The organism is Candidatus Pelagibacter sp. HIMB1782, assembly GCF_052047475.1.
Taxonomy (GTDB): Bacteria; Pseudomonadota; Alphaproteobacteria; order Pelagibacterales; family Pelagibacteraceae; genus Pelagibacter.
This window is the reverse complement of the sequence record NZ_JBNAKE010000001.1, coordinates 775,456-797,760: the sequence shown is the minus strand read 5'-3', so window position 1 is coordinate 797,760 and position 22,305 is coordinate 775,456. Positions and strand designations below refer to the sequence as shown.

Sequence of the window (22,305 nt, the reverse complement as noted above, 5' to 3'; positions counted from 1 at the left end):
TTGAAGAAGTTATAAATTGGCTATTGTAAAATCAAAGCTTCTAAAACAACTCTCTAACAACTACCCAAATTTCTTAAAAAAAGATTTAGAGAAATTTACTGATATAATTTTAAATGAAATAAAAAGATCACTTCGTAGAGGAGACGGAGTTGAATTAAGAAATTTTGGAACATTTAGAGTTAAAACTCAAAAAGCCTCCATTAGAAGAAACCCAAAAACTAGCGAAAAAGTTGCAGTTCCTGAAAAGAAAGTAATATCATGGAAAATGAGCAAAGAAATGTTTAAAAAGATTAATAATGGAGAATAAAACTATATTTGTCGCTTGTGACACTTCAAATCTCAATCAAATAAAGAAAATTCTTAAAAATATTAATACGAAAAAATTAAATATTATTCCAAAATTTGGATTACAATTTTTTTACTCAAAAAATGGAAGAAAATTTTTAGAAAAATATAAATCAGATTTTTGGTTGGATTTAAAAATAAATGATATTCCACAGACAGCTTTTTCAGCAATTGATAGTTTAAAGGATTTAAAAAATTGTAAATATATTACTGTACATGCAAATGGTGGACTTAACATGCTTAAAGCCATCAAAAAAAAAGCTAAACAGATTAATAAAAATTTAAAAGTCTTAGGGGTTACAATCCTAACTAGTCTTAACAATAAATCCTTAAAAGAAATTGGTCATACTAAAACAGTTAACCAACTAGTTTTAAAGCAAACTGGAATTGTTAAAAAATCTGGATGTGATGGGATAGTTTGTTCTGCAAAAGAAGCAAAAATGATTAGAAAAAAATATAAAAAAATTTTTATCATAACGCCTGGTATCAGATTGCCAGGTGATAATATGAACGATCAAGCCAGAGTAATGACACCAAGAGATGCTTTCAAAAATAAAGTTTCGGGAGTGGTAATTGGAAGATCTCTTACAAAAGGTAATATTAAGAATAATATTAAAAAATTAATTAATCATTTATACTGATGATTAAGGGTTGTAAAATTTGTGGGATTTCTGATCCTGATACTTTAAATTTTTTAATTAATCATCCTCACCCACCAACATTTATAGGATTTATTTGCAACTATCCAAAAAGTTCTAGATATGTTGAATACGAAAATTTAGAAAAACTTTTGATCAATAATCAAAAACAAAGTTACTATGTTGCTGTTCTGGTAAAACCAAATAAAAATATTTTAGAGAAAATTAAAAACTTACCTTTTGATTACTATCAACTATATGATTGTACACCAGAGGAAATAAAAGAGATAAAAGAAAAATATCAAAAGAAAATTATTACAGCTTTCACAATAAAATCAAAGTCTGATTTGAGTAATTATAAATTATATTCTGATCATACTGATATATATTTATTTGATAGTAAGGGCTACGAGAAAAGTCAGTCTTTTGATCATGACTTGATTAAAAATATCAAATTAAATAAGGAATTAATGATTGCTGGAAATATTCAATACAATGATGAGCTTAAAAATTTTAAAAATTTGGCAAATTTTATAGATTTATCTGGTGGTGTAGAAACATCTGGATTAAAAGACGTATCCAAAATAGAATTTTTTTTAAATAAAGTTAATGAAATTAAAAATGAAGCTTAAAAAAGGTGTTCCATTAATTGATCAACACGATCAACAAGGTTTCTGGGGAGGAAAGTTTGGTGGTAGTTTTATACCTGAAACTTTAAAAAAACCTGTGGAGGATTTAACAAAAGAATTTAGGAAACTTAGAAATAATAAAGCCTTTTTAAAAAAAAGAGACTATTATTTTAAAAATTATATTGGATCTCCAACCTCTTTTGTAAAATTAGAAAACTTATCTAACCATTTGGGTGGAGCTCAAATATGGGCAAAGGTAGTTTCAGAAGCAAATGGAGGTGCACATAAAATCTATAATGCCACTGTTCATGCACTAATTTGTAAAGCTATGGGTAAGAAATATATTGTTGGCGATACTGGTGCTGGGTATGCAGGAAAAATGTTGAGTATGGCAGCTAAAAAATTTGGACTTAAATGTAAAATTTTTATGGGTGCAAAAGACATTAAAAGGCAAAAACCAAATTGTGATGCTATGAGAAAGAATGGTGCAGAAATAGTACCTGTTTATTCTGGAAGTCAGACTTTAGTTGATGCAGTGAGTGAATGTATGCGATATTGGGTATCTAATTGTGATAATACACACATGTGCGTTGGTAGTACTGTTGGTCCAAATATCTTTGTTAAAATATGTGGTTGGTCAACTGCACAAATTTCTAGAGAATTAAGAATACAGCTTAAAGAAGAATTTAAAAAAATTCCAAATAAAATTAAGTTAATTAATTGTGTTGGTGGTGGTAGTTCTGCATATGGATTTTGGAGTGAGTTTATTGATTTTGATAAAAAACAAATAGAATTAATTGGTGTAGAAGCTGGAGGTCCTAAAAAATCTAAACTTCATGCAGCACCACTAAGTAGAAATGCAAAAGTTGGTATTTTGCACGGAGCAGCTTCGTATGTTTGCCAAAATAATGAAGGACAAATTAATGATACAGAATCTATAAGTGCTGGTTTAGATTATCCTGGAGTTAGTCCTATTCATTGCTTTTTAAAAGATACAAAAAGAGCAAGATATACTTATGCAACAGATGAGGATGCACTTAATGCCCATGTCATGGTTACTAAATTTGAAAAACTTAATCCAAGTTTAGAACCAAGTCATGCTTTTGCTGAGGCAATAAAAATTGCTCCAAAATTAAGCAAAGACACAATTATAATTGTTAACTCTTGTGGTGATGCAAAAAAAGATAGAGATATTTTAAGAGAAAGATTGGGAAAACATTAATGAGCTCTCTACTTAAAAAAGCTTTTTTAAATGCAAAAAAAGAAAATAGACCTGCCTTACTGACTTATACAGTTGCAGGTGATAATACTAAAAAAAAATCTTTAGAAATTCTTAAGTCTATTTCAGACTATGCTGATATTTGTGAATTGGGTTTTCCTCACAACACACCCATAGCTGATGGAGGTCAAATCCAGACCAGTGCCTATAGAGCAATTAAAAATGGTATAAAAATTAATGATGTATTTTCAATTGCAAAAAATTTTAAAAAATCAAAAAAAAATACTCCAATTATACTAATGGGTTATTACAATATGATCTTTCAGTACGATGAAAATAAATTTTTAGATAAATGTAAAAAATCAAAAGTAGATGGACTAATTGTTGTAGATTTGCCTTATCCTGAAAACAAAAGTTTTGCATCAAGATGTAAAAAGAGTGGAGTGAATTTTATACAGCTGGTCTCACCTACTACTTCTCAAATTAGATTAAAAAAAATAATAAAAGACTCTCATGATATGGTTTACTATATTAGCATGTTGTCAACTACAGGGGGTAAACTAAAAGTTTCCCCAAAGAAAATCTTGGAAAGATACAATAAAATTAAAAATCAAAATAAATCAAAAAATGTGGTGATTGGCTTTGGTATTACAGAAAAGACGATTAAATCTCTTAAAAAAGCTGATGGTCTAGTAGTTGGTAGTGCGATATGTAAGGAAATATCTAAATCAATTGAAAGAAGACAAAATACTGTCACAAATGTTACTAATATCGTTAAAAGATTAAGAAATAAAATTCAATGAACTGGATAACCAAAATTATTAAAGCAGGTGAAAAGATAAAAACTGCTATACGTGAACGAGCTACTAAAGAAGATATCGCAAAAAGTGAATGGACGAGTTGTTGTCGTGGTCCAATTTTAAAAAAAGATTTAGAAGCAAACCTTTGGGTATGTCCAGATTGTAATAAACATCATAGAATTAAACCAAAACAAAGATTTGATATTTTGTTTGGAAAAAACAACTATGAAGTTTTTAAAACACCAATTCCAAAAGATGATCCTTTAAATTGGACAGACTCTAAATCTTACAAAGATAGGTTAAAAAGTGCTCGTAAGAAAACCGGATTAGATTGTGGAATGATGGTTGCATCTGGGACAATTAATAATATTAAAATTACTGCTGTTGCATCTGATTTTGATTTTTTAGGGGCATCAATGGCTGCTGCAGAAGGTGAAGCATTTTTATATGGAATTCAACATGCAATAGAAAATCAAACGCCATTTATATGTATAAGTGCTGGTGGAGGAATGAGAATGATGGAAAGTTTAATTTCATTATCTCAAATGACAAGAACTACACTTGCAATTAATGAATTAAAGAAAAATGGTTTACCTTACCTAGTTTGTATTACAGACCCTACCGCAGGAGGAATAACTGCTTCCTATGCAATGTTAGGAGACATTCATATTGCTGAACCTGGTGCTTTAATTGCATTTGCAGGTGCCAGAGTTATTCAAGGAACAGTAAAAGAGGAATTGCCTGAAGGTTTTCAAAAAAGTGAGTATGTTGAGAAAACTGGGTTTGTTGATTTAATCGTAGAGAGAAGAGATCTAGCATCTAAAATAGGAACTTTATTATCAATATTGTTAAAACAAAATTCTGCTATAAGTTCTGAGCAAAATGAAACTTCAGAAGATACTCAGCAATTTTCAAAAGTTGCATCCTAAAGAAATAGATTTATCTTTAGATAGAATTCAAAATCTTTGTAAGAAATTAGGAAACCCTCAAGATAAAATTAAGGCCATATCAGTTGTAGGAACTAATGGAAAGAACTCTACCATCCAGGCTATTTATGCAATTCTTAAGGAGAAGAATTTAAAATGCAATGTATATACGAGCCCACATATACAAAAAATTAATGAAAGATTTATTTTTAATAATCAGGAATTAAATGACAAGGAATTAGCTGATTTATTAGAAGAGGTTGAAAAAGTTAATAATAACGAACCAATAACTGTTTTTGAAATGTTATCAGCTTGTTTTTTTTATAAAGCTGCCCAATATCCTGACAATATCAACTTAATAGAAAGTGGTTTATTCCACCGTTTTGATGCTACCAATATTTTAAAGAGTAATCTTGCAAGTATAGTAACATCTATAAGTAAAGACCATCTCGACTGGCTTCCAAAAGAAAATCAAACAATTGAGCAAATTGTTTTTGAAAAAACATCAGTCTTACTTAATTCAAATATTATTATCGCTAAACAAAATAAAGAACAGACAATGGAATGTATTAAAAAAACTATAAAAAATAACTCTTCAAATAAGTTATTTTTTAATGAAGACTATAGTTATTCAATTCAAGAGAATGGTTTTTTTTACTACGAGGATAAATTGGGAGGTTTGAAACTTCCTATACCGAACGTTCTTGGTCAGTTTCAATTAGAAAATATATCAACTGCTATTGCAACTATAAGAACTTTAAATCTTGGAATTCAAAGCAATGAAATAGAAAATGGTATTCAAAATATTAATAATCTTGCAAGATTACAGGAAATTAAATCTGGAAAACTAAAAGAACTTGTAAAAAATAATACATTATTAGTTTCTGGGGATCATAACCCTGATGGAGCTAGAGTGGTAAATGAATACCTCCAAACTTTAGATTGTAATAAACACATAATCTTAGGTATGATGTCCAACAAGGATCATAATGAGTATATTAGTTATTTTAAAAATATCTCAACCTTGACCACTATTGATATTCCAAACCAACCTAATTCAATTGGCGGAAAAGAATTAAAAAACAAACTAAATTCATTCAAAAATGTTCAGTACAAAGAAGATATATTTGATGCAATCAAGTCTATTTCGGTCAAGAAAAACGATATAATCTTAATTACAGGTTCTCTTTATCTAGCTGGAGAAATACTTAATTTGAATTAGATATTTTTTTCTAAAAATTCTTTCATGTGGCTTTCAGGTACCCCACCAACTTTTCTATCTACTTCAACACCTTTTTTGTAAATAATAACAGTTGGTACGCCTCTTATGCCAGCAGCACTTCCAGTGTTTATTCCACCATCTTCTACATCAGCATAATAAAAACCAGCTTTACCTTTGTATTCATCAGCTAATTTATCCATCACTGGTTTTAAAGCTTTGCAAGGTCCACACCAAGCAGCTGAAAACTGGATTACTGAAATATCTTCATTTTTGATTTTACTATCAAAATCTTCATCTTTAAAATCTATAAGCATAAATCCTTTCTATAAATTTAAGTTTTAAAGTCAACTATGCAATTTCATATTTTTTTTCAATAGACATAATAAATTCATTTATTTCATCCAATTTTTTTAGTTCTTCTTCATCATCTCTATTAGATGCTTGGTCTCTCAAGGTGTCTATTTCGGTGTAAGCCATTGCTATAGTTTGCCACTTTTCTCTGTTTTTACTTAAAATTCTTCTAGCTATCTCACTTTTAATATTTTTATATAAATCAGGTGGTAATACGTGAGGTGCTTCTTGGTAAATAATTTTTTGTCCAAACCATGCACATCTCTTATCTTGAAATTTATCTAGTAATCTTAATTTGTCTTCCCATGACGAGCTGTGCCATGTTTTAAATAAAGCAGTATCTTTGTTTGGAACAAATTTCTCATACAATGTTTCCTCAGGAAGTAAATCTTCTTGATTTTGAGTTTGAGCCTTTTCTTCTGCAGCTTCCCTATTAATGATTTGAATATTCTTGCATAGGTTTTCGCTAGATCTAACTAATTTGGCTCTTTTTTGAATTGTTTCCAAATCAATATCTGCATAGGCTTTTTCTTTTAAAGCAAATTTTTTATCTAATACTACAGGCGCTTTATTTGTTTTAATAACTCTTAAAGCTTTAGGACTTATTTTTTTAAGATTAGCTTTTAGCTCATTAACTGACATGTTTAAAAAAGGTTCTGGATCTCTTCTTAAATCCCACAAATATCCCCAAGAAGCATAGGTTGGATGAAAACAATGTTCTGGATGTAATGTTGATACTAAATACATCATATTTCTTCCTTTAACATTTTCAAAAATTGAATAAATACCTTCTCCTTTTAAAATAGATTCCACACTACTCTTTGTAGAGGTAGTTAAAAATTTTTCCCAATTATCGTTATGCTTTTCTTTAATAATTCTTAAAATTTTTAAACTTGTAAATGCATCATGATATGCAGTGTGTTGTTGTGAAGTATCAAATCCTTGTTGTCTTGCTAAACCTTCAAGAGCAAGACTTTCATTTCCAGCATCTGTTAGTTCAGTTTTTAAAGTTTCAGAATTTATTGTTTGTGCAGCTCTTGCAACATGAAGACCGTCGTGTTCTTTATTTGGAGATGAGTGAGTAATATAAGGATATCTGTTACCTTTAAAAAAATTAAAATGAAACATACGTCTATCAAAATTTAAGTTACTCCATCCCATGAATAATGCTGGTGCAGCTTTTGAGAAGAAGTTTTCAACTGCTCCTAAGAATTCATAATGAGAATAGTTTCCTTTGGTAAGTAAATCTATACTTGTTGAGTTTACCAATAGAGCTTTAGCACTTGGCACTTCTCCTTCTGGCATTCTGCCTCTGATATTTAACTTACCAATTTCATTTAAATTTTTATCAACAACGACTGCTCCAACCTCAATAATTGATCCCCAAATAGTGCTATTAGTTGTTTCAGTGTCGTAGATTACAAATTTGTCCATATTTTCTTATATTTTAAGTTAAATTAGATAGTTCATGAAATTTTTTTAATCTTCCTAAAAACAAATTTTGATAGATAACTAAATCATGTCCTTGAATTTTAAATTCTTGGAATAATTTATCTACAGTGCAGACCAAGATTACACAAGAAGTGATATTAGAGTTATACACAACATTATGAGCCAAAGAATACGCGCTGGTTTGTAATAACCATGAATCGATATACTCAGCTTTCTTTGGTTTATTGCTTTGTTTAAAATCTATGATTGTTTCTCTTCCTTCATAAACTCCAACACAATCCGCAGTGCCAGCATACTTATCTGGATAGTACAGTGTACACTCAACACCCCATATTTCTTCCAATCTATTTTTTAAACCATGATCTATTATTTCTTTTGCCATCAATTTATATTGTTCATTATCATCAAAAAAACTTAAATTTTCTCTCCCAAGCAAATAAGATTCTAAATAGTTGTGCATTTGTGAACCTCTACTACTTGCAGCTTTTGTGATAGCCTCGGCTTCTTTATATCCTGTTCTCTCCCTCCAATTTGCTAATGCTGCTTTATCCTCCTCAGATTTAGTAACATCTAAAATTGAAGTAACGCTTGGTAATTTTTCTTCTCCCAAAAGATATCTTCTAATGCCATCAACAGTTGCTCTTGAAGATTTTGGATAATCATATTTACGATTCCATTGCATGAGATTTCTTATAAATGGTATTATCAAAAAAAAGAAATTAATTTTTAATTTGTCTTTGTTTATCAACAAATTTTTCAACGTTGTCTGTTTGTACAGCTTTCTCTACCTGCTCTGGATCTTTTATACTTTCCAAAGTTCTATTTATTGATCTTGCATCTGTTCCAAATTTATCAACTACACTCATAGCATCTTCTAATTTTTTTCTAAGAACTACTATGTTGTCAAAGTGTTTTGAAAATCTTGTACTTATTGTTTTTAAATGATTGTAAATTTCAGTTGCACCCTTTTGAACTTTCAAGGATTGGAATCCCATGTGTAAAGATTGCAAATATGCTGATAAAGTATTAGGGCCACAAATTACAACTTTATATTTTTTCATTAATTCTTGAGTTAATAATTCTTTTGTACTTGGGTCTTGGTATTCAGTTAATTCTTTGTACAAACTTTCTGTAGGAGCATACACAATTGCAAAGTCAGTAGTTTTTGGTGGTACGATATATTTTTCATTTACACTTTTAGCTTTTGCTTTAAATGCAGTGGCTAATTTTGCTCTAGCATCAGCAACTAACCTTTTATCTTCCGCGTCATGACCATCGGTAATTGCTTTAAATTTCTCAACTGGAAAATGACTATCAACTGGAACTAAAACATCACCTTGAAGCTTGATTGCAAATTCTACATTCTCACTTGTATTTTCTTTCATTTTCACATTTGTCATGAATTGAGAAGCTGGTAGCAAATCTTTAATCAGTGCATCCAAACTAAACTCCGCAAGTGTTCCATATTTTTTAACCCCAGCCAAAATCTTAGTTATACTCTCCTGGCTTTGGTTTAATAATTGAACTTGTTGATTAAAATTTCCAACTTTTTCATCTACTTTAGTTAAAGCTTCTGTCATATCTTTTGTTACTCCGGTAGACAGATTGTTAAATGAAGTAGACATTGCTCCAAGTGAGCTATTGATTGTTGTATTTAAGGTATCCTTTAAACTTGAGATTTCTGATTTTAAATTAGCTATTTCTTCAGCTTCTTTATTTTCTTTTTGATCTTCAGGCTTAGATCTCAAATTTAAGTAAAGAATTGCTGAAACTACTCCGAGCAACAGAATTAAAATAACTAAAAATATAGCTTCCATGAATCACTTTATATCATATATAAAATATGTAATGGAATTATTATTAATACTTAAAATTATTATTGGTTTAGGAATACTAGTGAGTGTTTATGCAATCCTTCGAAACCTAGATATTATTAAAATTATTCTTATTTATTGGAAAGATTTAATTCTTAGAAAGTAATCTAGCTAAACTTTGAAGAGATTTATTTTTAGACGATGATTTAGACATCATCATACAAGCCTCCGATTTTAATATTTCACCATCTTTTAAAACTCTTAAATTATTAGCTTTTAAAGTTTCCCCCGTCGAAGTGATGTCAGTAATTATTTCTGATGAACCAGTAAAAGGATATGCCTCCGTAGCACCTAAACTATCTACTAATTTAAATTGAGTAACCCCTTTAGAAAATAAAAATTCTCTTGTTAAATTTGGATATTTGGTTGCAACTCTTAATCTTTTCTTTTTCTTATCTCTAAATTCAAATGCTATTTCCTCTAAATCAGCAATAGTTTGAACATCAATCCAAGGATCTGGAATTGCAACTACTAACGTGGCCTTCCCAAAATCATATTTTTTAATAACATTAATTTTCTTTTGAATATTTATCTCACTTTCCTGTAATAAATCAAAACCAGAAAATCCTAGATCTAATGAACCATCTCCAAGTCTTTCTATAATTTCTCTTGCATGAAGGTATAAAATTTTAACATTTTTCTTTTGTTTAATTGAACCTAATAAATCTCTTTCTCCTCTTTCTGAAATTAGATTTAATTTATTTTTTTTAAATATGTTTAAGACATCTTTTCTGAGTCTGCCTTTGCTAGGAATTCCAATATTTATAATATTTTTCTTCATTAATAATTTAAATTTAATGCAGCCCCAACTGCTGATATTTGTTTTTTTGACCCAAGATCAGAAATTAATCGATCATAACGACCACCATTAATAATATTTTTTATTTTATTTTTTGATTTAACATCAATTTTAAAAACCATTCCTGTGTAATATTCCAATTGTCTTCCAAAAGAAGTTGAAAATACTACATTTAGTTTTGAAACTTTATTTTTAGAGACAGGAAAATACCTTTGATCAACCACCAAATTAATTCTATTTTTTTTAAAAAATTTGTTTAACTCAGATGCGGCCTCATTTATTGGGCATTTGATTTTTAAGAAGTCTTTAATAATTTTTGAAACTCCTTTACCTTTACTAGCTCTTCTTGGATCTTTAATTTTGTTATCAAATCGATTTAATATCTCATTAATTGTTCTACCTGCTATTACTTTTGATAGATCTTGTTTTAGCATTTTTGAATAACGCTTTTTATCTATTTCAACGATAGTTGGATCTACATCAGAGTTTGTTTCTAATCTTTTTAGAAGATCATTAAAGTAATCTTCTCTCCAAAAATGTCTTGATAATCTTAATTTCCATCTTTTTGGGATATCTAGTTTTGAAATTAACAAATTAAATATCTCAACATTCCCTATTGTTAATTTACCTGAAGAATATTTAATATTTTGAAGAGATTTTAGTGAGGTATTGATAATTTCTTTATCATCATTTTTTTCATCTTTAGAACCTAAAATTTCAAATCCAATTTGATCTCGGATAATAGAATCACTTTTATTTTCAGATTTTCTATAAGCTTGACCACTATAGAAAATTTTTTCTTTTCCTTTTAAATTATTTTCTATGTATCTTAGGCAAGAAGCAATTGTTAAATCTGGTCTAAGACATAACTCACTACCATTTTGATCAGTAAATGAAAAAATGAATTTTCTAAAGTTTTCTCCTGACCTTTGAACGATATGATTGGCCTCAATTACCGATGGTAAATCTATATATTTGTAACCCTTAGATTTTACTGATCTAAGAATGTTTTCAGATAAGTTTTTTGATTTCATCTATTAAATTTGATTTTGGAAATGTTTTGTTATTTTCACCTTTAACACCTTTAAGATTTTTTATCGTTACTGTGCCTTCATTAAATTCATTGTCACCACATATAACTGCTACATTTAATTCACGCTTGTTTGCCAAGGTTAATTGCTTACCTAAATTTTTCTTTGTGTCTAAAAAAATTTCTGCATTAATGTTATTTTCTCTTAATTGGTCTACAATTTCGTAATAATTTTTTAGATATTTTTCATCCATCACGCAGACTAAAACAGGCTTTTCATCATCGACCTTAATCTGATCCAATTGTAAAAGTGCAAATAACAATCTATCCACACCAAAACTAATCCCTGTACCTGGAATATCTACCCCTTTAAATCTTGAAATAAGCTTAGCATAAGAACCTCCTGAACAAACACTGCCAATATCAACTTCTTTTCCTTTATTATTTGTAACTTTAAAATTTAAGTTAGTTTCAACAATAAAATCAGAATAATAAGCTAAACCTCTAACAATTGTAAAATTGGTTTGTACTTGTTCTAAATTAGAACCAAATCCTAAAATTTCAAAAACTTCCTCAAGCTCTTTAATTCCTTCTTGAGACAACGGATTTTTTAAATTTTCTTTTAATTGTTTTAAATCTTTTATTTTTAAAAAATTTAAAATTTGTAATGCTTGTTCGTCTGTTAGATCGGCACCTTTTGTAACTGCGCCACTTGCATCTTTTCTCTCTTTTTTAAGAAGATCTTCAACACCTTTTAAACCAAATCCAGGTTTATCTAATTTATCAATAGCTCTAATTACTTTTAATTGCTTATCTTCAGATATTTTTAAATCATCAATTAAACCTTGTACAATTTTTCTATTACTAATATTGATCGTAAATTGATCTTTATTCAAACCACAATCTAAGAGTGTACTCGAGATTAAATTACAAAGTTCTGCATTAGCTTGGGCTGAATTTACATTTCCAACAATATCAAAATCAGCCTGCATGAACTCTCTGTATCTTCCATTTCCTGCTTTTTCATTTCTAAAAACATTTTGAATTGCATATCTTTTGTAAATTGATGGAAGCTCTTGGTTGTTTTGAGCAACAAATCTAGCTAAAGGACTAGATAGATCGTATCGAAGAGTAATATTTTTATCGCCATCTTTAAATGAGAATACATCAGACATAGGTTTATCTTCGTCCTCTGCTAAAAACGAACCAATATTTTCGCTGATCTCAAAAGAAGGTGTCTCTAATGGTTCAGCTCCAAATTTTAAAAAATTTTTTTCAATCACTTTTAAAAGTTGTTTTTTTAAAACTAACTTTTTATTCCAACGATCTTCAAATCCAGATGGTAAGGAAGGATTGAGTTTTTTATTTTTTTCCATTTTAGTGGTACTTTGGGTAGGTTACGCTCCTACGACTTCGGATCCACAAACCGACGTGATACTATTTCACCACCAAAGCTTATCCTTTAGTTATTATCTTATTTTATGTGGAATGAAAATTATAATATAAATAAATAGCCTAATGGCTATGGAAACAGTTTCTGTGAGTACTTCTATAAGTAATTCTGTATGTAATATTTATATTCATGGTCAGCCTTTTAGACAAAAATTATTAATATTCAAGGCTGAAATAAAAAAAAAGGACGTTAATCTACTAAATGTAGAAATAACGTCCTTTAGAAATTTTACGAAAATTAGTCTATTTTTTTTAAATTTACTGCAGAAGGACCTTTAGGACCGTCTTCTAATGTGAATTCAAGTTTATCACCTTCATTAAGAAATCTCATTCCAGCAGCTTTTACAGCTGAAGCATGTACAAAGGCATCTTTCTCTTTGTCCTCTCTCTCTATAAAGCCATATCCCTTTTTACCATTATACCATTTTATTTTACCTTGTAGTGTACTCATCTTATTTCTTTGTCCTTTTGTTATTTATTATATTAATTAAGTTAATTTCTTTTACAGGTATTTCAAGATCAAACTTTGTGGTGGTGGCTGAGGAAGGATTCGCACCTCCGACACAAGCCTTTTCAGGGCTCTGCTCTACTCCTGAGCTACTCAGCCTTATTTATCCTCTAAAGATAATTCTTCCTTTAGTAAGATCGTAAGGTGTCATCTCCACAGTTACATTGTCACCTTGAAGAACTCTAATTCTGTTTTTTCTTAACTTACCTGCTGTGTGAGCTGTAACCGTATGACCATTCTCTAGCTTAACTCTAAACATTGCATTCGGAAGTAGGTCTATCACAGTCCCCTTGAATTCAAGTAAGTCTTGTTTTGACAAATTTATTTTCTCCTTATTCTTTTTAATACTGATTGAGCATGGCCAACCAGGCCTTCATAATTTGCAAGTGTTATAACTGATGGTCCAAGACTTTCAATACCCTTTTTTGATAGGTTTATGTATGAAATTCTTTTGTAGAATTCGTTTACACTTATACCACTTGAATATTTTGCTGATCCGTTAGTTGGTAAAACATGGTTTGAACCTACATTATAATCCGTCATAGCCATAACAGCATATTTTCCTAAACAAATTGATCCTGAATTTTTTATTTTTGAAACAATAGATTTATAATTTTTAACATTTAACTCTAAATGCTCTGGAGCTATTTTGTTAACAATATCGATAATTTTTTTATCTGAATTCACATGCATTAAAATACCATTATTTTGCAAACTTCTCTTTGCAATAGATTCTCTTGGAATTTCTTTTAATTGTTTAATTATTTCAGTTTTAACTTTATTTAATAAATTTTTATCTTTTGAAATTAATATACACTGTGCAAGATCATCATGTTCTGCTTGTCCTATTAAATCACTTGCAACCCATTCTGGATTAGAATGCTTGTCACAAACTATTGTAACTTCAGAAGGACCAGCAGTCATGCCCTCAATTCCAACATCTCCAAAAACTTCTTTTTTTGCAGCTGCAACATAAGCATTTCCAGGACCTACAATTTTATTAACCTTTTTAATTTTTTTTGTTCCATAAGAAACTGCAGCAATAGCAGATGGTCCACCAATTGAATAAATTTCCTTAATTTTACATTTTTTGGCAGCATATAATACTGCAGGATTTTGTTTTCCTTTATAGCCTGGGTTGATCATAACTATTCTTTTTACACCAGCAACAATAGCTGGAATTGCATTCATCAATACACTAGATGGATAGGATGCAGTTGAACCAGGTACATAAATTGCAACTGACTCTAAAGGTAAATATTTATACTCAAGTTTATTTTTAAATTTATCAGTGTAAGAAATATTTTTAAACTTTTGTAATGAATGAAATTTATAAATCCTGTTGTAAGCAGTATCGATAGATTGTTTTACAATAGAATTTAATGATTGAATTGATTTTTGAATTTGATTTGAGCTAGGCTTGATTACTGAATTTTTATTAAATTTTTTCTCATATTTTAATAAAGCTTTATCACCATTTTTTTTAACATCTTTAATAATGTTAGTGACTGAAACAGAGCTAGATTGAACTTTTCTCTTTCTTTGCAATAACAAATTATCTAATAATTTACCAAAATTTTTCTTACTGCTATTTAAAACCTTCATCTCTACTTTATTTCACTTTGATCTTCTAATATTGCTTCAATCGTTTCAGCGGTCAAAGCGATATGAGCATTATTACTAAAAAAAAGATTTATTTCATAAACATCGTTATTTTTCAAATAATCTATTCCTACTAATTCTAAAACCAATTCTTGATTTGATTGATCAATATTTTTTGACTTTACCTTATCAACAAAATCAAATCTGCAAATACTATTGACTTTTTTGTCCTCATTTTCATTTTCTAATTTAATACGTTCAATTGATAATAAAAATACTTTATTAGATTCTAGATACTTAATGTCTGAAACTTTTACTTTAGCTCCTGAGCTACAAGCTGAAATCATTTGCAATCCCTCTTTGTCTGTAGCAATAATTTTGGCTAAATATTTGTTCATCTTTTTAATCTTTTTATTTTAACACCAATATTTTTTAATTTATTTTCAATTTTTTCATAACCACGGTCTAAATGATAAATCCTGTTAATTACAGATTTCCCTTGCGCAACCGAAGCTGCTAAGACAAGTGCCACTGATGCTCTTAGATCACTAGACATAACTTCTGCACCAATAAATTTCGTATTTCCCTCAATATAAGCTTTATTATTTTTAGTAGTAATATTTGCGCCCAATCTCTGTAATTCAGCAACATGCATAAATCTGTTTTCGAAAATATTCTCTGTGATTGAGCTTTTTCCTTTTGCTTTACACATTAAGACCATTAATTGCGCCTGTAGATCTGTCGGTATTCCTGGAAACTCTTTTGTTTTAATATTTTTAATAGACTTAATTTTTTCTGGTCCATTAATATTAATTTTATTTTTGCTTAATTTTATTTTTGCCCCTGTTTTTTTTAATAAATTAAGTTCTGTATTTATTATTTTTGGATCCAAATTGTTAATCTCTAAAGTTCCTTTAGATAAGGTTGCTGCTACGCAAAAAGTACCAGCTTCAATTCTATCAGCCATCACTGAATAATTTGTTGATTTTAATGAACTTACTCCGTTAATAGCACATGTTCTTCCTTTCCAACTAATTTTTGCACCAGCTAAATTAAGAAAATTTGTAAGATCTTTTATTTCTGGCTCAACAGCACAGTTTCTTAATACTGTTTTTCCTTTTGCCAGGCATGCAGCAATTATAGAGTTTTCAGTTGCGCCAACAGTAATTTTAGGAAATTTAATTGTTCCACCTTTAAGCTTGCCATTAGATTTTGCTAAAATGTAACCGTCCTTAATTTCATAATTCATCCCAAGTTTTTCTAAAGCTGACAAATGATAATTAACTGGTCTTGCTCCAATTAAACACCCACCTGGTAATGATGTTTTTGACTTATGATATTTTGCAACTAATGGTCCTAATACTAAAATTGAACCTCTCATTGTTTTAACTAATGAATAACTAGCAAAAGTTTTCATATTTTTATTGTTTGAAATTTTTGCAGTTTTTTTATCTTTAGAAAGTTCGATTTTTGATCCAAGAGACTTAAGTAAATTAAGCATAGTGCTAATATCTTTTACTCTTGGTAAGTTTTTGATAGTTACTGGTAAATCAAAAAGTAATGTAGCTGCTAATATTGGTAATGATGCATTTTTAGAACCTGATATTGAAACTTTGCCCTTGATTTTGCTAGGACCATCAATCAGAAATTTGTCCATAACTTACTTTTTAATTTTAGCAACCTGAATAGTAGTTTGTCCCTGATATTTACCGTTCTTAGATTTATAAGTTGTCTCTGGTTGAGTTTCTGATTTAAAAAATAAAAATTGGGCTATACCTTCATTAGAATAAATTTTTGCTGGATTAGGTGTAGTGTTGCTTAGCTCTATAACTATATTTCCCTCAAATTCATTTTCAATAGGAGTTACATTACAAATTATACCTGTTCTTGCATAAGTGCTTTTACCAACACATATACAAAGTACGTCTTTTGGAATTCTGAAATATTCTACTGTTTTAGCTAAAACAAATGAGTTTGGAGGAATAATGCAATGTGGTCCCTTTTTCTCTATAAAATTATCATCTGAAAAATTTTTTGGATCAACTAAGGAATTATTTACATTAGTGAATATTCTATATTCATCAGAGATCCTAACATCATAACCCATGCTACTTAATCCATATGATATTTTTCCCTCTGCAACTTGATGATCTAAAAATGGTTCAATCATGTTGTGCTCTTTGCACATCTTCTTAATCCACGAGTCAGGCTGAATAGACATTACTTAGATTTTTTTTTGTTTTTTTTTTGGAATAGTTTTCTTTTTTTTAAGTTTTTTCTTAAAGCTAAGCTCAAACGCTCATTTTTATCTTTTGAACTCATTCTTTGTTGGGATTAGTCAAAAAATCTAATGATATTGGTTTATTAGGATCTAATGGTTTTGATGTGGGCTCTTCTTTTTTTGGGCCTTCTTTAGCTAAACGTTTAGCTTTTTTTTCAGCAAGCTTTCTTTCTCTTTTAGCTTGCTTCTCCATAAGCTTGTTGCCTTTTGTAGATTTATAATCGTAGTGAATTCCCATAACATTTTTTTAGTAGATATAGATCATTATGATCAAAAAATTAAGGCAATAATTTGAAAAAAATGCTTTATTATCAATAAATTACTAAATGTATTTTAGCTCCTGTAGTTAAATGGCATAACAAGTCATTGGTAATGACTAATTCCCTGGTCAGTACAGGGTGGGAGCACCATTAATCTTTGTAAAATCTTTTCCTAAACAAGATAGTAGAAATAATTAAAACAAAAAAAGCTAAAAGAGGTAAATAAATATCAGGGGAAAATATTATATCACTTATTTTAGGAACTTTACTATTAAGATCAATAATTTTTTCCATACCACTACCTATAGATGCAATTAAAAACACACCTGGAATAATTCCAAAAAAAGTGGAAAAAAAATAATTTTTAATTTTTACGTTAAATAAAAGAGGCAAAAGAGATTGTAGTTGCCAAGGAATTCCTCCAATAATTCTATAGATTAATAAATAAATAAATTCAGATTTTTGAAATTTTTTTTCAAGATTTTGAAATTTGTTTAAAAATTTTTCTCTAATTAATTCTTTTAAAAAGTAATTTCCAAAAATATATAAAAATGTAGCACCTATAGTTAAACCAGCAGCCACAATAATAGCTCCTATCCATTTCCCAAAAATAAAGCCACCCATGAGTGCTACAGGAGATCCAAAGCCTAGAAAAGGAAATACCCAAAGCACAGTTAGAAACAAAAAAGAAATTAAAACTAAAAATAAATTAGAATTCTTCAACTCAATTAAATAAGATCTGTTATTTCTCAAAAAATCATAGGATGTAATCTCCTGAAGACTGAATTTTGAAAAAAAAAAATATAAAAATAAACTAACAATTAATAAGTAAGATAAACCTATAAATAGTTTAATTTTTTTTGTTTTTTCCATAAATATTGTTACTTTATTCCTAAATCTTCTATTTGCTATTTTTATTATTGCTAATATAAAGGGGCAAAATTTATAAAATTTAATCAATTTATTTATGAAAAGAACATACCAACCTTCAAATAAGAAAAGAGCTCGAAAACACGGCTTTAGATCGAAAATGAAAACTAAAGGTGGAAAAAAACTTTTAGCTAGAAGAAGAGCCAGAGGAAGAAAATCTTTAACTGTATCAGTGTAAATTAATGAAAAGCAAAATTGTTGCTCTTTCAAAAAACGAAGAATTTAAAAATTTACTTAAACAAAAAAAGTTCTCGAATAAGTATGTAACTATTTTCTTTGGTAAATTAATGAATAAAAATAATAATAAACTCAATATTAGCTTTGTAACAAAAAAGAAATTAGGGAATGCAGTTAAGAGGAATAAGATTAAAAGAAGATTAAGGAATATTTTAAACGAAGCAGTTAAAAAAATATCAATAAATTTTAACTATTCATTCCTTGTTATCGCTAAGTCATCTATGCTAAATAATGAATACAAATTAATAAAAGAAACTCTATTTCAGGATTTTGAAAAAATAAAATAATGAATATTTTTACAAGTATATTAATTAAAATTATCAAAGGTTATAAATATTTGATTAGTCCTTTATTTGGACATTCTTGTAGATATTTACCTACGTGCTCAGAATACAGTATTGATGCACTTAAAGAATTTGGTTTGTTAAAAGGATCATTTTTAAGTATTAAAAGAATCTTATCTTGTCACCCAATCAAATTTTTAGGTGGTGGTGAAGGTTTTGATCCTGTTAAAAAAAACACAAAATTAAAATAATATGGATACTAAAAATATAGTAGCAGCAATTTCATTATCAGCAGCAGTTATAGTTTTGTATTCACTATTTTTTGCTCCTCCACCAATTACTAAAGAAAATGTGGCTGAAGGAAATAAAGTTGAACAAAACAGCGATACACCTTCATTAGATCAAAAAGAAAATGTTGCTGAAATTTCTAGAGAAGAAGCTTTAAATCAAAGTGAAAGAATTAATTTTGAGAATGAGAGTATTGTTGGTTCTATTTCACTTAAAGGTGGTGTTATTGATGATCTAACTTTTAAGCAATATAATGTCAGTCTAGACTCTCAGGAAAAAGTTACACTTCTTTCACCAAGAAATTCAAAAGATGGTTATTTAATTGAAAGTGGTTTTATTACATCTGATAAAAATGTTGAAATTCCAAATTCAAATTCTATTTGGAAAGTTTCAGGAAATAATAAGTTAACAGATCAATCTCCTATAAAATTATCCTGGACAAATGATCAAGGTATAACATTTGAAAAAGAGATTGCCTTAGATGAAAAATTCTTATTTACAATCAAACAAAGTGTTATCAATCCTACCAATAAGAAATATGATTTTTATACTTATGGGCAAATCATTAGAAATGAAATACCTGATATATCTAACTTCTATATTCTTCATGAAGGTTTGATTGCAGATTTAGATGATGAATTAATTGAAGAAGATTATGATGATATACAAGAGAAGAAATTTTCAAGAACAGCTCAAAAAGGATGGCTAGGTATTGGAGATAAATACTGGGTAACTTCACTAATTCCACCTAGAGAAAAAGAATTTAAAACAACATTTGATTATAAAGATAAGTTTAGAGCAAATTTTGTATCAACAGAACCATTGGAACTTAATGAAAATTCATTGATTGAAGAAACCTTACAAATCATTGTTGCTGCAAAAAGAGTTGATGTAATTGATGGGTATGCTGAATCTTTAAACATTGATAAATTTGACTTAACAATTGATTGGGGATTTTTATACTTTATTACCAAACCTTTATTTTTTGGAATAGATTATTTCTTTAAATTACTCGGAAATTATGGCCTAGCGATTATAGCAATTACAATTTGTATAAGATTAGCATTTTTTCCACTTGCAAACTTTTCGTTTAGAAGCATGGCAAAAATGAAAGCCTTACAGCCTGAAATGGCGAGACTAAAAGAGCTACACAAAGATGACAAAATGAAATTGCAACAAGCAATGATGGCTCTCTATAAAAAAGAGAAAGTAAACCCGATGTCTGGTTGTTTACCAATACTAGTACAAATTCCAGTTTTCTTTGCTTTATACAAAGTTTTATTTGTAACGATTGAAATGAGACAAATGCCTTTTTATGGCTGGATACATGATTTATCTGAGAGAGACCCTACCTCTTTGTTTAATCTATTTGGATTATTGCCTTATGATGTACCATCATTTTTAGTCATTGGAGCATGGCCTGTTGCGATGGGTGTTTCTATGTGGGTTCAACAAAAATTAAATCCTGCACCAACAGATCCGATGCAAGCAAAAATATTTATGTTCTTTCCATTATTCTTAACAATAATTTTGGCACCTTTCCCAGCAGGGTTGGTAATATATTGGACAGTAAATAATATTTTAACTATGGCACAACAAGTTTTCATAATGAAACGAACCACTGTTAAAACAACAACTTAATGTTGGATATTAAAGAAGAAGAATTAAAAACAATTCTACCACTCGATGGTCCTTCAACTGAAGAAGTAAAAAAATATTTAGAAAAATATAACGATGAATATATTGTTATTAAATGTGGTGGTAGCGTTTTAATTGATCAAAATCTTTTTGATATTTTTATTAAAGATATTTCAACACTAAATAAACTAGGATTTACTCCTATTATTGTTCATGGAGGTGGGAAAAGAATAAGCAATAAACTTAATGAGATAGGTTTAGAAAGTAAATTTATAAAAGGATTAAGGGTAACTGATAAAGAAACTATTAAAGTTGTAGAAGAAGTATTAATTGATTTTAATAAAGAAATTATCAATGCTCTAGTTCAGCAAAATTGCGAAAGTCAGAGTATTAATTCCAAGGAAAATAATATTTTAACAGTTGTACAAGAAAATGAAGAGCTTGGTTTTGTGGGCTCTCCTACAAATGTAGATCAATCAATAATAGATAAAATTATAGCAGATAAAAAAGTGCCTATTATTGCTCCCTTAGGTTTAGATAAAAATGATCAAACTTATAACGTCAATGCAGATACTGCAGCTGGCTTTATTGCTAAAAAAATTAACGCAAGAAGGTTAATTATATTGAGTGACGTAGAAGGTGTTTTGGATAACAATAAAAATCTAATTCCGGAAATTAATTCAGTGTCTATAAAAAACTTAATCGATAATGAAACAATTACTGGTGGTATGATTCCAAAAATAAATAATTGCTTAGATGTAGCTAGTAACGGAGTAAAAGGAGTTGTTATAATAGATGGAAGAAAAAATCATTCTGTTCTATTTGAACTTTTATCAGATGAGGGATCTGGAACTTTAATTAGACAATGAAAAATTTAAGCCATATTAAAAATATTCTATTTGATTGTGATGGTGTACTTTATAGTGACCTAGAGGCAGTATTTGGCCAAGTAAGTAGAAAAATGACTGAATATATCTCAAGTAAACTTAATGTAGATTTAAAAAAAGCCAAAGAACTTCAGACAAATTACTTTCACAAATATAACACAAGCTTAAATGGTCTAATGATACATCATGAAATTGATCCTAAAGAATTTTTAGATTTTGTTCATGATATTGATTTATCTTTTTTAGAAAAAGATACGGAATTAAGATATGAGTTAGATAATATAAATTTAAGAAAATTTGTCTTCACTAATGGTAGTTACAATCATGTAAAGCACATCACCACAACACTAGGAATTGACGACCAATTTGAAGGCATATTTGATATCGTAGATGCAGAATATCACCCAAAACCAGAAGCTAAAGCTTTCGATTTAATGGTAGAAAAATTCAAAATTGATCCAAAAGAAACTTTGTACATTGAAGATATAGCAAAAAACTTATCGATAGGTAAAGAGCGAGGAACAATTACTGCTTGGTTAATTAATGATGAGGAATGGGGCAAAAAAGAATCTAATAAAGAATATATTGATTATAAAATTGAAAATCTTACTTTATTTTTAAAAGAAATAAGGTTATTAAAAAACCAATAAAAC

General features: G+C 28.9%; 28 protein-coding genes and 1 tRNA gene. 13 read left to right on the top strand and 16 right to left on the bottom strand.

Annotated elements, in window-relative coordinates; all coding sequences use genetic code 11:
• Nucleotides 1-16: 16 nt before the first annotated feature.
• The 7 genes from ACTTAO_RS04195 to ACTTAO_RS04165 are packed head-to-tail and all read left to right on the top strand — an operon-like array spanning nucleotide 17 to nucleotide 5,779.
• Nucleotides 17-307 (top strand): HU family DNA-binding protein, encoded by a 291-nt coding sequence (locus ACTTAO_RS04195; protein WP_440691005.1) that lies wholly within the window; start codon nucleotides 17-19, stop codon nucleotides 305-307.
• Nucleotides 297-986 (top strand): orotidine-5'-phosphate decarboxylase, encoded by a 690-nt coding sequence (gene pyrF / locus ACTTAO_RS04190; protein ID WP_440691004.1) that lies wholly within the window; start codon nucleotides 297-299, stop codon nucleotides 984-986. Before ACTTAO_RS04195 ends, pyrF begins: the two co-directional genes overlap by 11 nt.
• A complete protein-coding gene (locus tag ACTTAO_RS04185; protein WP_440691003.1) occupies nucleotides 986-1,615 on the top strand; it encodes a phosphoribosylanthranilate isomerase in 630 nt (209 codons plus the stop codon). Before pyrF ends, ACTTAO_RS04185 begins: the two co-directional genes overlap by 1 nt.
• Complete coding sequence (locus ACTTAO_RS04180; RefSeq protein WP_440691098.1) at nucleotides 1,605-2,834, top strand: tryptophan synthase subunit beta; 1,230 nt, start codon at nucleotides 1,605-1,607, stop codon at nucleotides 2,832-2,834. The genes ACTTAO_RS04185 and ACTTAO_RS04180 overlap by 11 nt, the downstream gene beginning before the upstream one ends.
• A complete protein-coding gene (trpA, locus tag ACTTAO_RS04175; RefSeq protein ID WP_440691002.1) occupies nucleotides 2,834-3,634 on the top strand; it encodes a tryptophan synthase subunit alpha in 801 nt (266 codons plus the stop codon). Before ACTTAO_RS04180 ends, trpA begins: the two co-directional genes overlap by 1 nt.
• Entirely contained in the window at nucleotides 3,631-4,560 is a 930-nt protein-coding gene (locus ACTTAO_RS04170; protein WP_075505966.1) for an acetyl-CoA carboxylase carboxyltransferase subunit beta, read from the top strand. The genes trpA and ACTTAO_RS04170 overlap by 4 nt, the downstream gene beginning before the upstream one ends.
• Nucleotides 4,514-5,779 (top strand): bifunctional folylpolyglutamate synthase/dihydrofolate synthase, encoded by a 1,266-nt coding sequence (locus ACTTAO_RS04165; RefSeq protein ID WP_440691001.1) that lies wholly within the window; start codon nucleotides 4,514-4,516, stop codon nucleotides 5,777-5,779. The genes ACTTAO_RS04170 and ACTTAO_RS04165 overlap by 47 nt, the downstream gene beginning before the upstream one ends.
• Here the strand turns inward: ACTTAO_RS04165 and ACTTAO_RS04160 are convergent.
• The 16 genes from ACTTAO_RS04160 to ACTTAO_RS04085 all read right to left on the bottom strand — a co-directional run bounded on the left by ACTTAO_RS04160 (nucleotide 5,776) and on the right by ACTTAO_RS04085 (nucleotide 18,261).
• Nucleotides 5,776-6,093 (bottom strand): thioredoxin family protein, encoded by a 318-nt coding sequence (locus tag ACTTAO_RS04160; RefSeq protein WP_440691000.1) that lies wholly within the window; start codon nucleotides 6,091-6,093, stop codon nucleotides 5,776-5,778. The genes ACTTAO_RS04165 and ACTTAO_RS04160 overlap by 4 nt on opposite strands.
• 34 nt (nucleotides 6,094-6,127) lie before the next feature.
• The gene (locus tag ACTTAO_RS04155; RefSeq protein WP_440690999.1) at nucleotides 6,128-7,564 is read right to left on the bottom strand and encodes an exonuclease domain-containing protein; all 1,437 of its coding nucleotides are present in this window, start codon (nucleotides 7,562-7,564) and stop codon (nucleotides 6,128-6,130) included.
• 13 nt (nucleotides 7,565-7,577) lie between these two features.
• Nucleotides 7,578-8,264, bottom strand: coding sequence for a hypothetical protein (locus tag ACTTAO_RS04150; RefSeq protein WP_262590152.1), 687 nt, complete (start codon nucleotides 8,262-8,264; stop codon nucleotides 7,578-7,580).
• Nucleotides 8,265-8,301: 37 nt separating this feature from the next.
• Nucleotides 8,302-9,399: a DNA recombination protein RmuC gene (locus ACTTAO_RS04145; protein WP_440690998.1), complete on the bottom strand. Its 1,098-nt coding sequence runs from the start codon at nucleotides 9,397-9,399 to the stop codon at nucleotides 8,302-8,304.
• A 145-nt stretch (nucleotides 9,400-9,544) separates the two neighbouring features.
• Entirely contained in the window at nucleotides 9,545-10,237 is a 693-nt protein-coding gene (gene hisG / locus ACTTAO_RS04140; protein WP_440690997.1) for an ATP phosphoribosyltransferase, read from the bottom strand.
• Nucleotides 10,237-11,289 carry an ATP phosphoribosyltransferase regulatory subunit gene (locus ACTTAO_RS04135; RefSeq protein WP_440690996.1) on the bottom strand — a complete coding sequence of 351 codons (1,053 nt, stop codon included), beginning with the start codon at nucleotides 11,287-11,289 and terminating at the stop codon, nucleotides 10,237-10,239. The genes hisG and ACTTAO_RS04135 overlap by 1 nt, the downstream gene beginning before the upstream one ends.
• Nucleotides 11,267-12,661 carry a histidine--tRNA ligase gene (gene hisS, locus ACTTAO_RS04130; protein WP_440690995.1) on the bottom strand — a complete coding sequence of 465 codons (1,395 nt, stop codon included), beginning with the start codon at nucleotides 12,659-12,661 and terminating at the stop codon, nucleotides 11,267-11,269. Before hisS ends, ACTTAO_RS04135 begins: the two co-directional genes overlap by 23 nt.
• A gap of 314 nt (nucleotides 12,662-12,975) precedes the next feature.
• A complete protein-coding gene (locus ACTTAO_RS04125; RefSeq protein WP_440690994.1) occupies nucleotides 12,976-13,188 on the bottom strand; it encodes a cold-shock protein in 213 nt (70 codons plus the stop codon).
• An 81-nt stretch (nucleotides 13,189-13,269) separates the two neighbouring features.
• Nucleotides 13,270-13,344 (bottom strand) — tRNA-Phe (locus ACTTAO_RS04120).
• 4 nt (nucleotides 13,345-13,348) lie between these two features.
• On the bottom strand, nucleotides 13,349-13,564 hold the full coding sequence (gene infA, locus ACTTAO_RS04115; protein WP_023854397.1) for a translation initiation factor IF-1: 216 nt from the start codon (nucleotides 13,562-13,564) through the stop codon (nucleotides 13,349-13,351).
• A gap of 2 nt (nucleotides 13,565-13,566) precedes the next feature.
• Nucleotides 13,567-14,850, bottom strand: a complete 1,284-nt coding sequence (gene hisD, locus ACTTAO_RS04110; RefSeq protein WP_440690993.1) for a histidinol dehydrogenase — start codon at nucleotides 14,848-14,850, stop codon at nucleotides 13,567-13,569.
• A gap of 2 nt (nucleotides 14,851-14,852) precedes the next feature.
• Nucleotides 14,853-15,245: a DUF2948 family protein gene (locus ACTTAO_RS04105; protein WP_440690992.1), complete on the bottom strand. Its 393-nt coding sequence runs from the start codon at nucleotides 15,243-15,245 to the stop codon at nucleotides 14,853-14,855.
• A complete protein-coding gene (gene murA / locus ACTTAO_RS04100) occupies nucleotides 15,242-16,504 on the bottom strand; it encodes a UDP-N-acetylglucosamine 1-carboxyvinyltransferase (protein WP_440690991.1) in 1,263 nt (420 codons plus the stop codon). The genes ACTTAO_RS04105 and murA overlap by 4 nt, the downstream gene beginning before the upstream one ends.
• Before the next feature lie 3 nt (nucleotides 16,505-16,507).
• On the bottom strand, nucleotides 16,508-17,068 hold the full coding sequence (dcd, locus tag ACTTAO_RS04095) for a dCTP deaminase (RefSeq protein WP_075505953.1): 561 nt from the start codon (nucleotides 17,066-17,068) through the stop codon (nucleotides 16,508-16,510).
• A gap of 97 nt (nucleotides 17,069-17,165) precedes the next feature.
• On the bottom strand, nucleotides 17,166-17,366 hold the full coding sequence (locus ACTTAO_RS04090; protein WP_075505952.1) for a hypothetical protein: 201 nt from the start codon (nucleotides 17,364-17,366) through the stop codon (nucleotides 17,166-17,168).
• A 172-nt stretch (nucleotides 17,367-17,538) separates the two neighbouring features.
• Nucleotides 17,539-18,261: a TVP38/TMEM64 family protein gene (locus ACTTAO_RS04085; RefSeq protein ID WP_440690990.1), complete on the bottom strand. Its 723-nt coding sequence runs from the start codon at nucleotides 18,259-18,261 to the stop codon at nucleotides 17,539-17,541.
• Nucleotides 18,262-18,355: 94 nt separating this feature from the next.
• Between ACTTAO_RS04085 and rpmH the strand changes: the two genes are divergently transcribed.
• The 6 genes from rpmH to ACTTAO_RS04055 are packed head-to-tail and all read left to right on the top strand — an operon-like array spanning nucleotide 18,356 to nucleotide 22,302.
• Nucleotides 18,356-18,496, top strand: coding sequence for a 50S ribosomal protein L34 (rpmH, locus tag ACTTAO_RS04080; protein WP_023854404.1), 141 nt, complete (start codon nucleotides 18,356-18,358; stop codon nucleotides 18,494-18,496).
• Between the two features lie 4 nt (nucleotides 18,497-18,500).
• Nucleotides 18,501-18,842: a ribonuclease P protein component gene (gene rnpA, locus ACTTAO_RS04075; protein ID WP_075505950.1), complete on the top strand. Its 342-nt coding sequence runs from the start codon at nucleotides 18,501-18,503 to the stop codon at nucleotides 18,840-18,842.
• A complete protein-coding gene (gene yidD / locus ACTTAO_RS04070; protein WP_440672713.1) occupies nucleotides 18,842-19,090 on the top strand; it encodes a membrane protein insertion efficiency factor YidD in 249 nt (82 codons plus the stop codon). The genes rnpA and yidD overlap by 1 nt, the downstream gene beginning before the upstream one ends.
• Nucleotide 19,091: 1 nt before the next feature.
• Nucleotides 19,092-20,768, top strand: coding sequence for a membrane protein insertase YidC (gene yidC / locus ACTTAO_RS04065; RefSeq protein WP_440690989.1), 1,677 nt, complete (start codon nucleotides 19,092-19,094; stop codon nucleotides 20,766-20,768).
• On the top strand, nucleotides 20,768-21,634 hold the full coding sequence (gene argB, locus ACTTAO_RS04060) for an acetylglutamate kinase (RefSeq protein ID WP_440690988.1): 867 nt from the start codon (nucleotides 20,768-20,770) through the stop codon (nucleotides 21,632-21,634). Before yidC ends, argB begins: the two co-directional genes overlap by 1 nt.
• The gene (locus ACTTAO_RS04055) at nucleotides 21,631-22,302 is read left to right on the top strand and encodes a pyrimidine 5'-nucleotidase (protein WP_440690987.1); all 672 of its coding nucleotides are present in this window, start codon (nucleotides 21,631-21,633) and stop codon (nucleotides 22,300-22,302) included. Before argB ends, ACTTAO_RS04055 begins: the two co-directional genes overlap by 4 nt.
• Nucleotides 22,303-22,305: the final 3 nt, after the last annotated feature.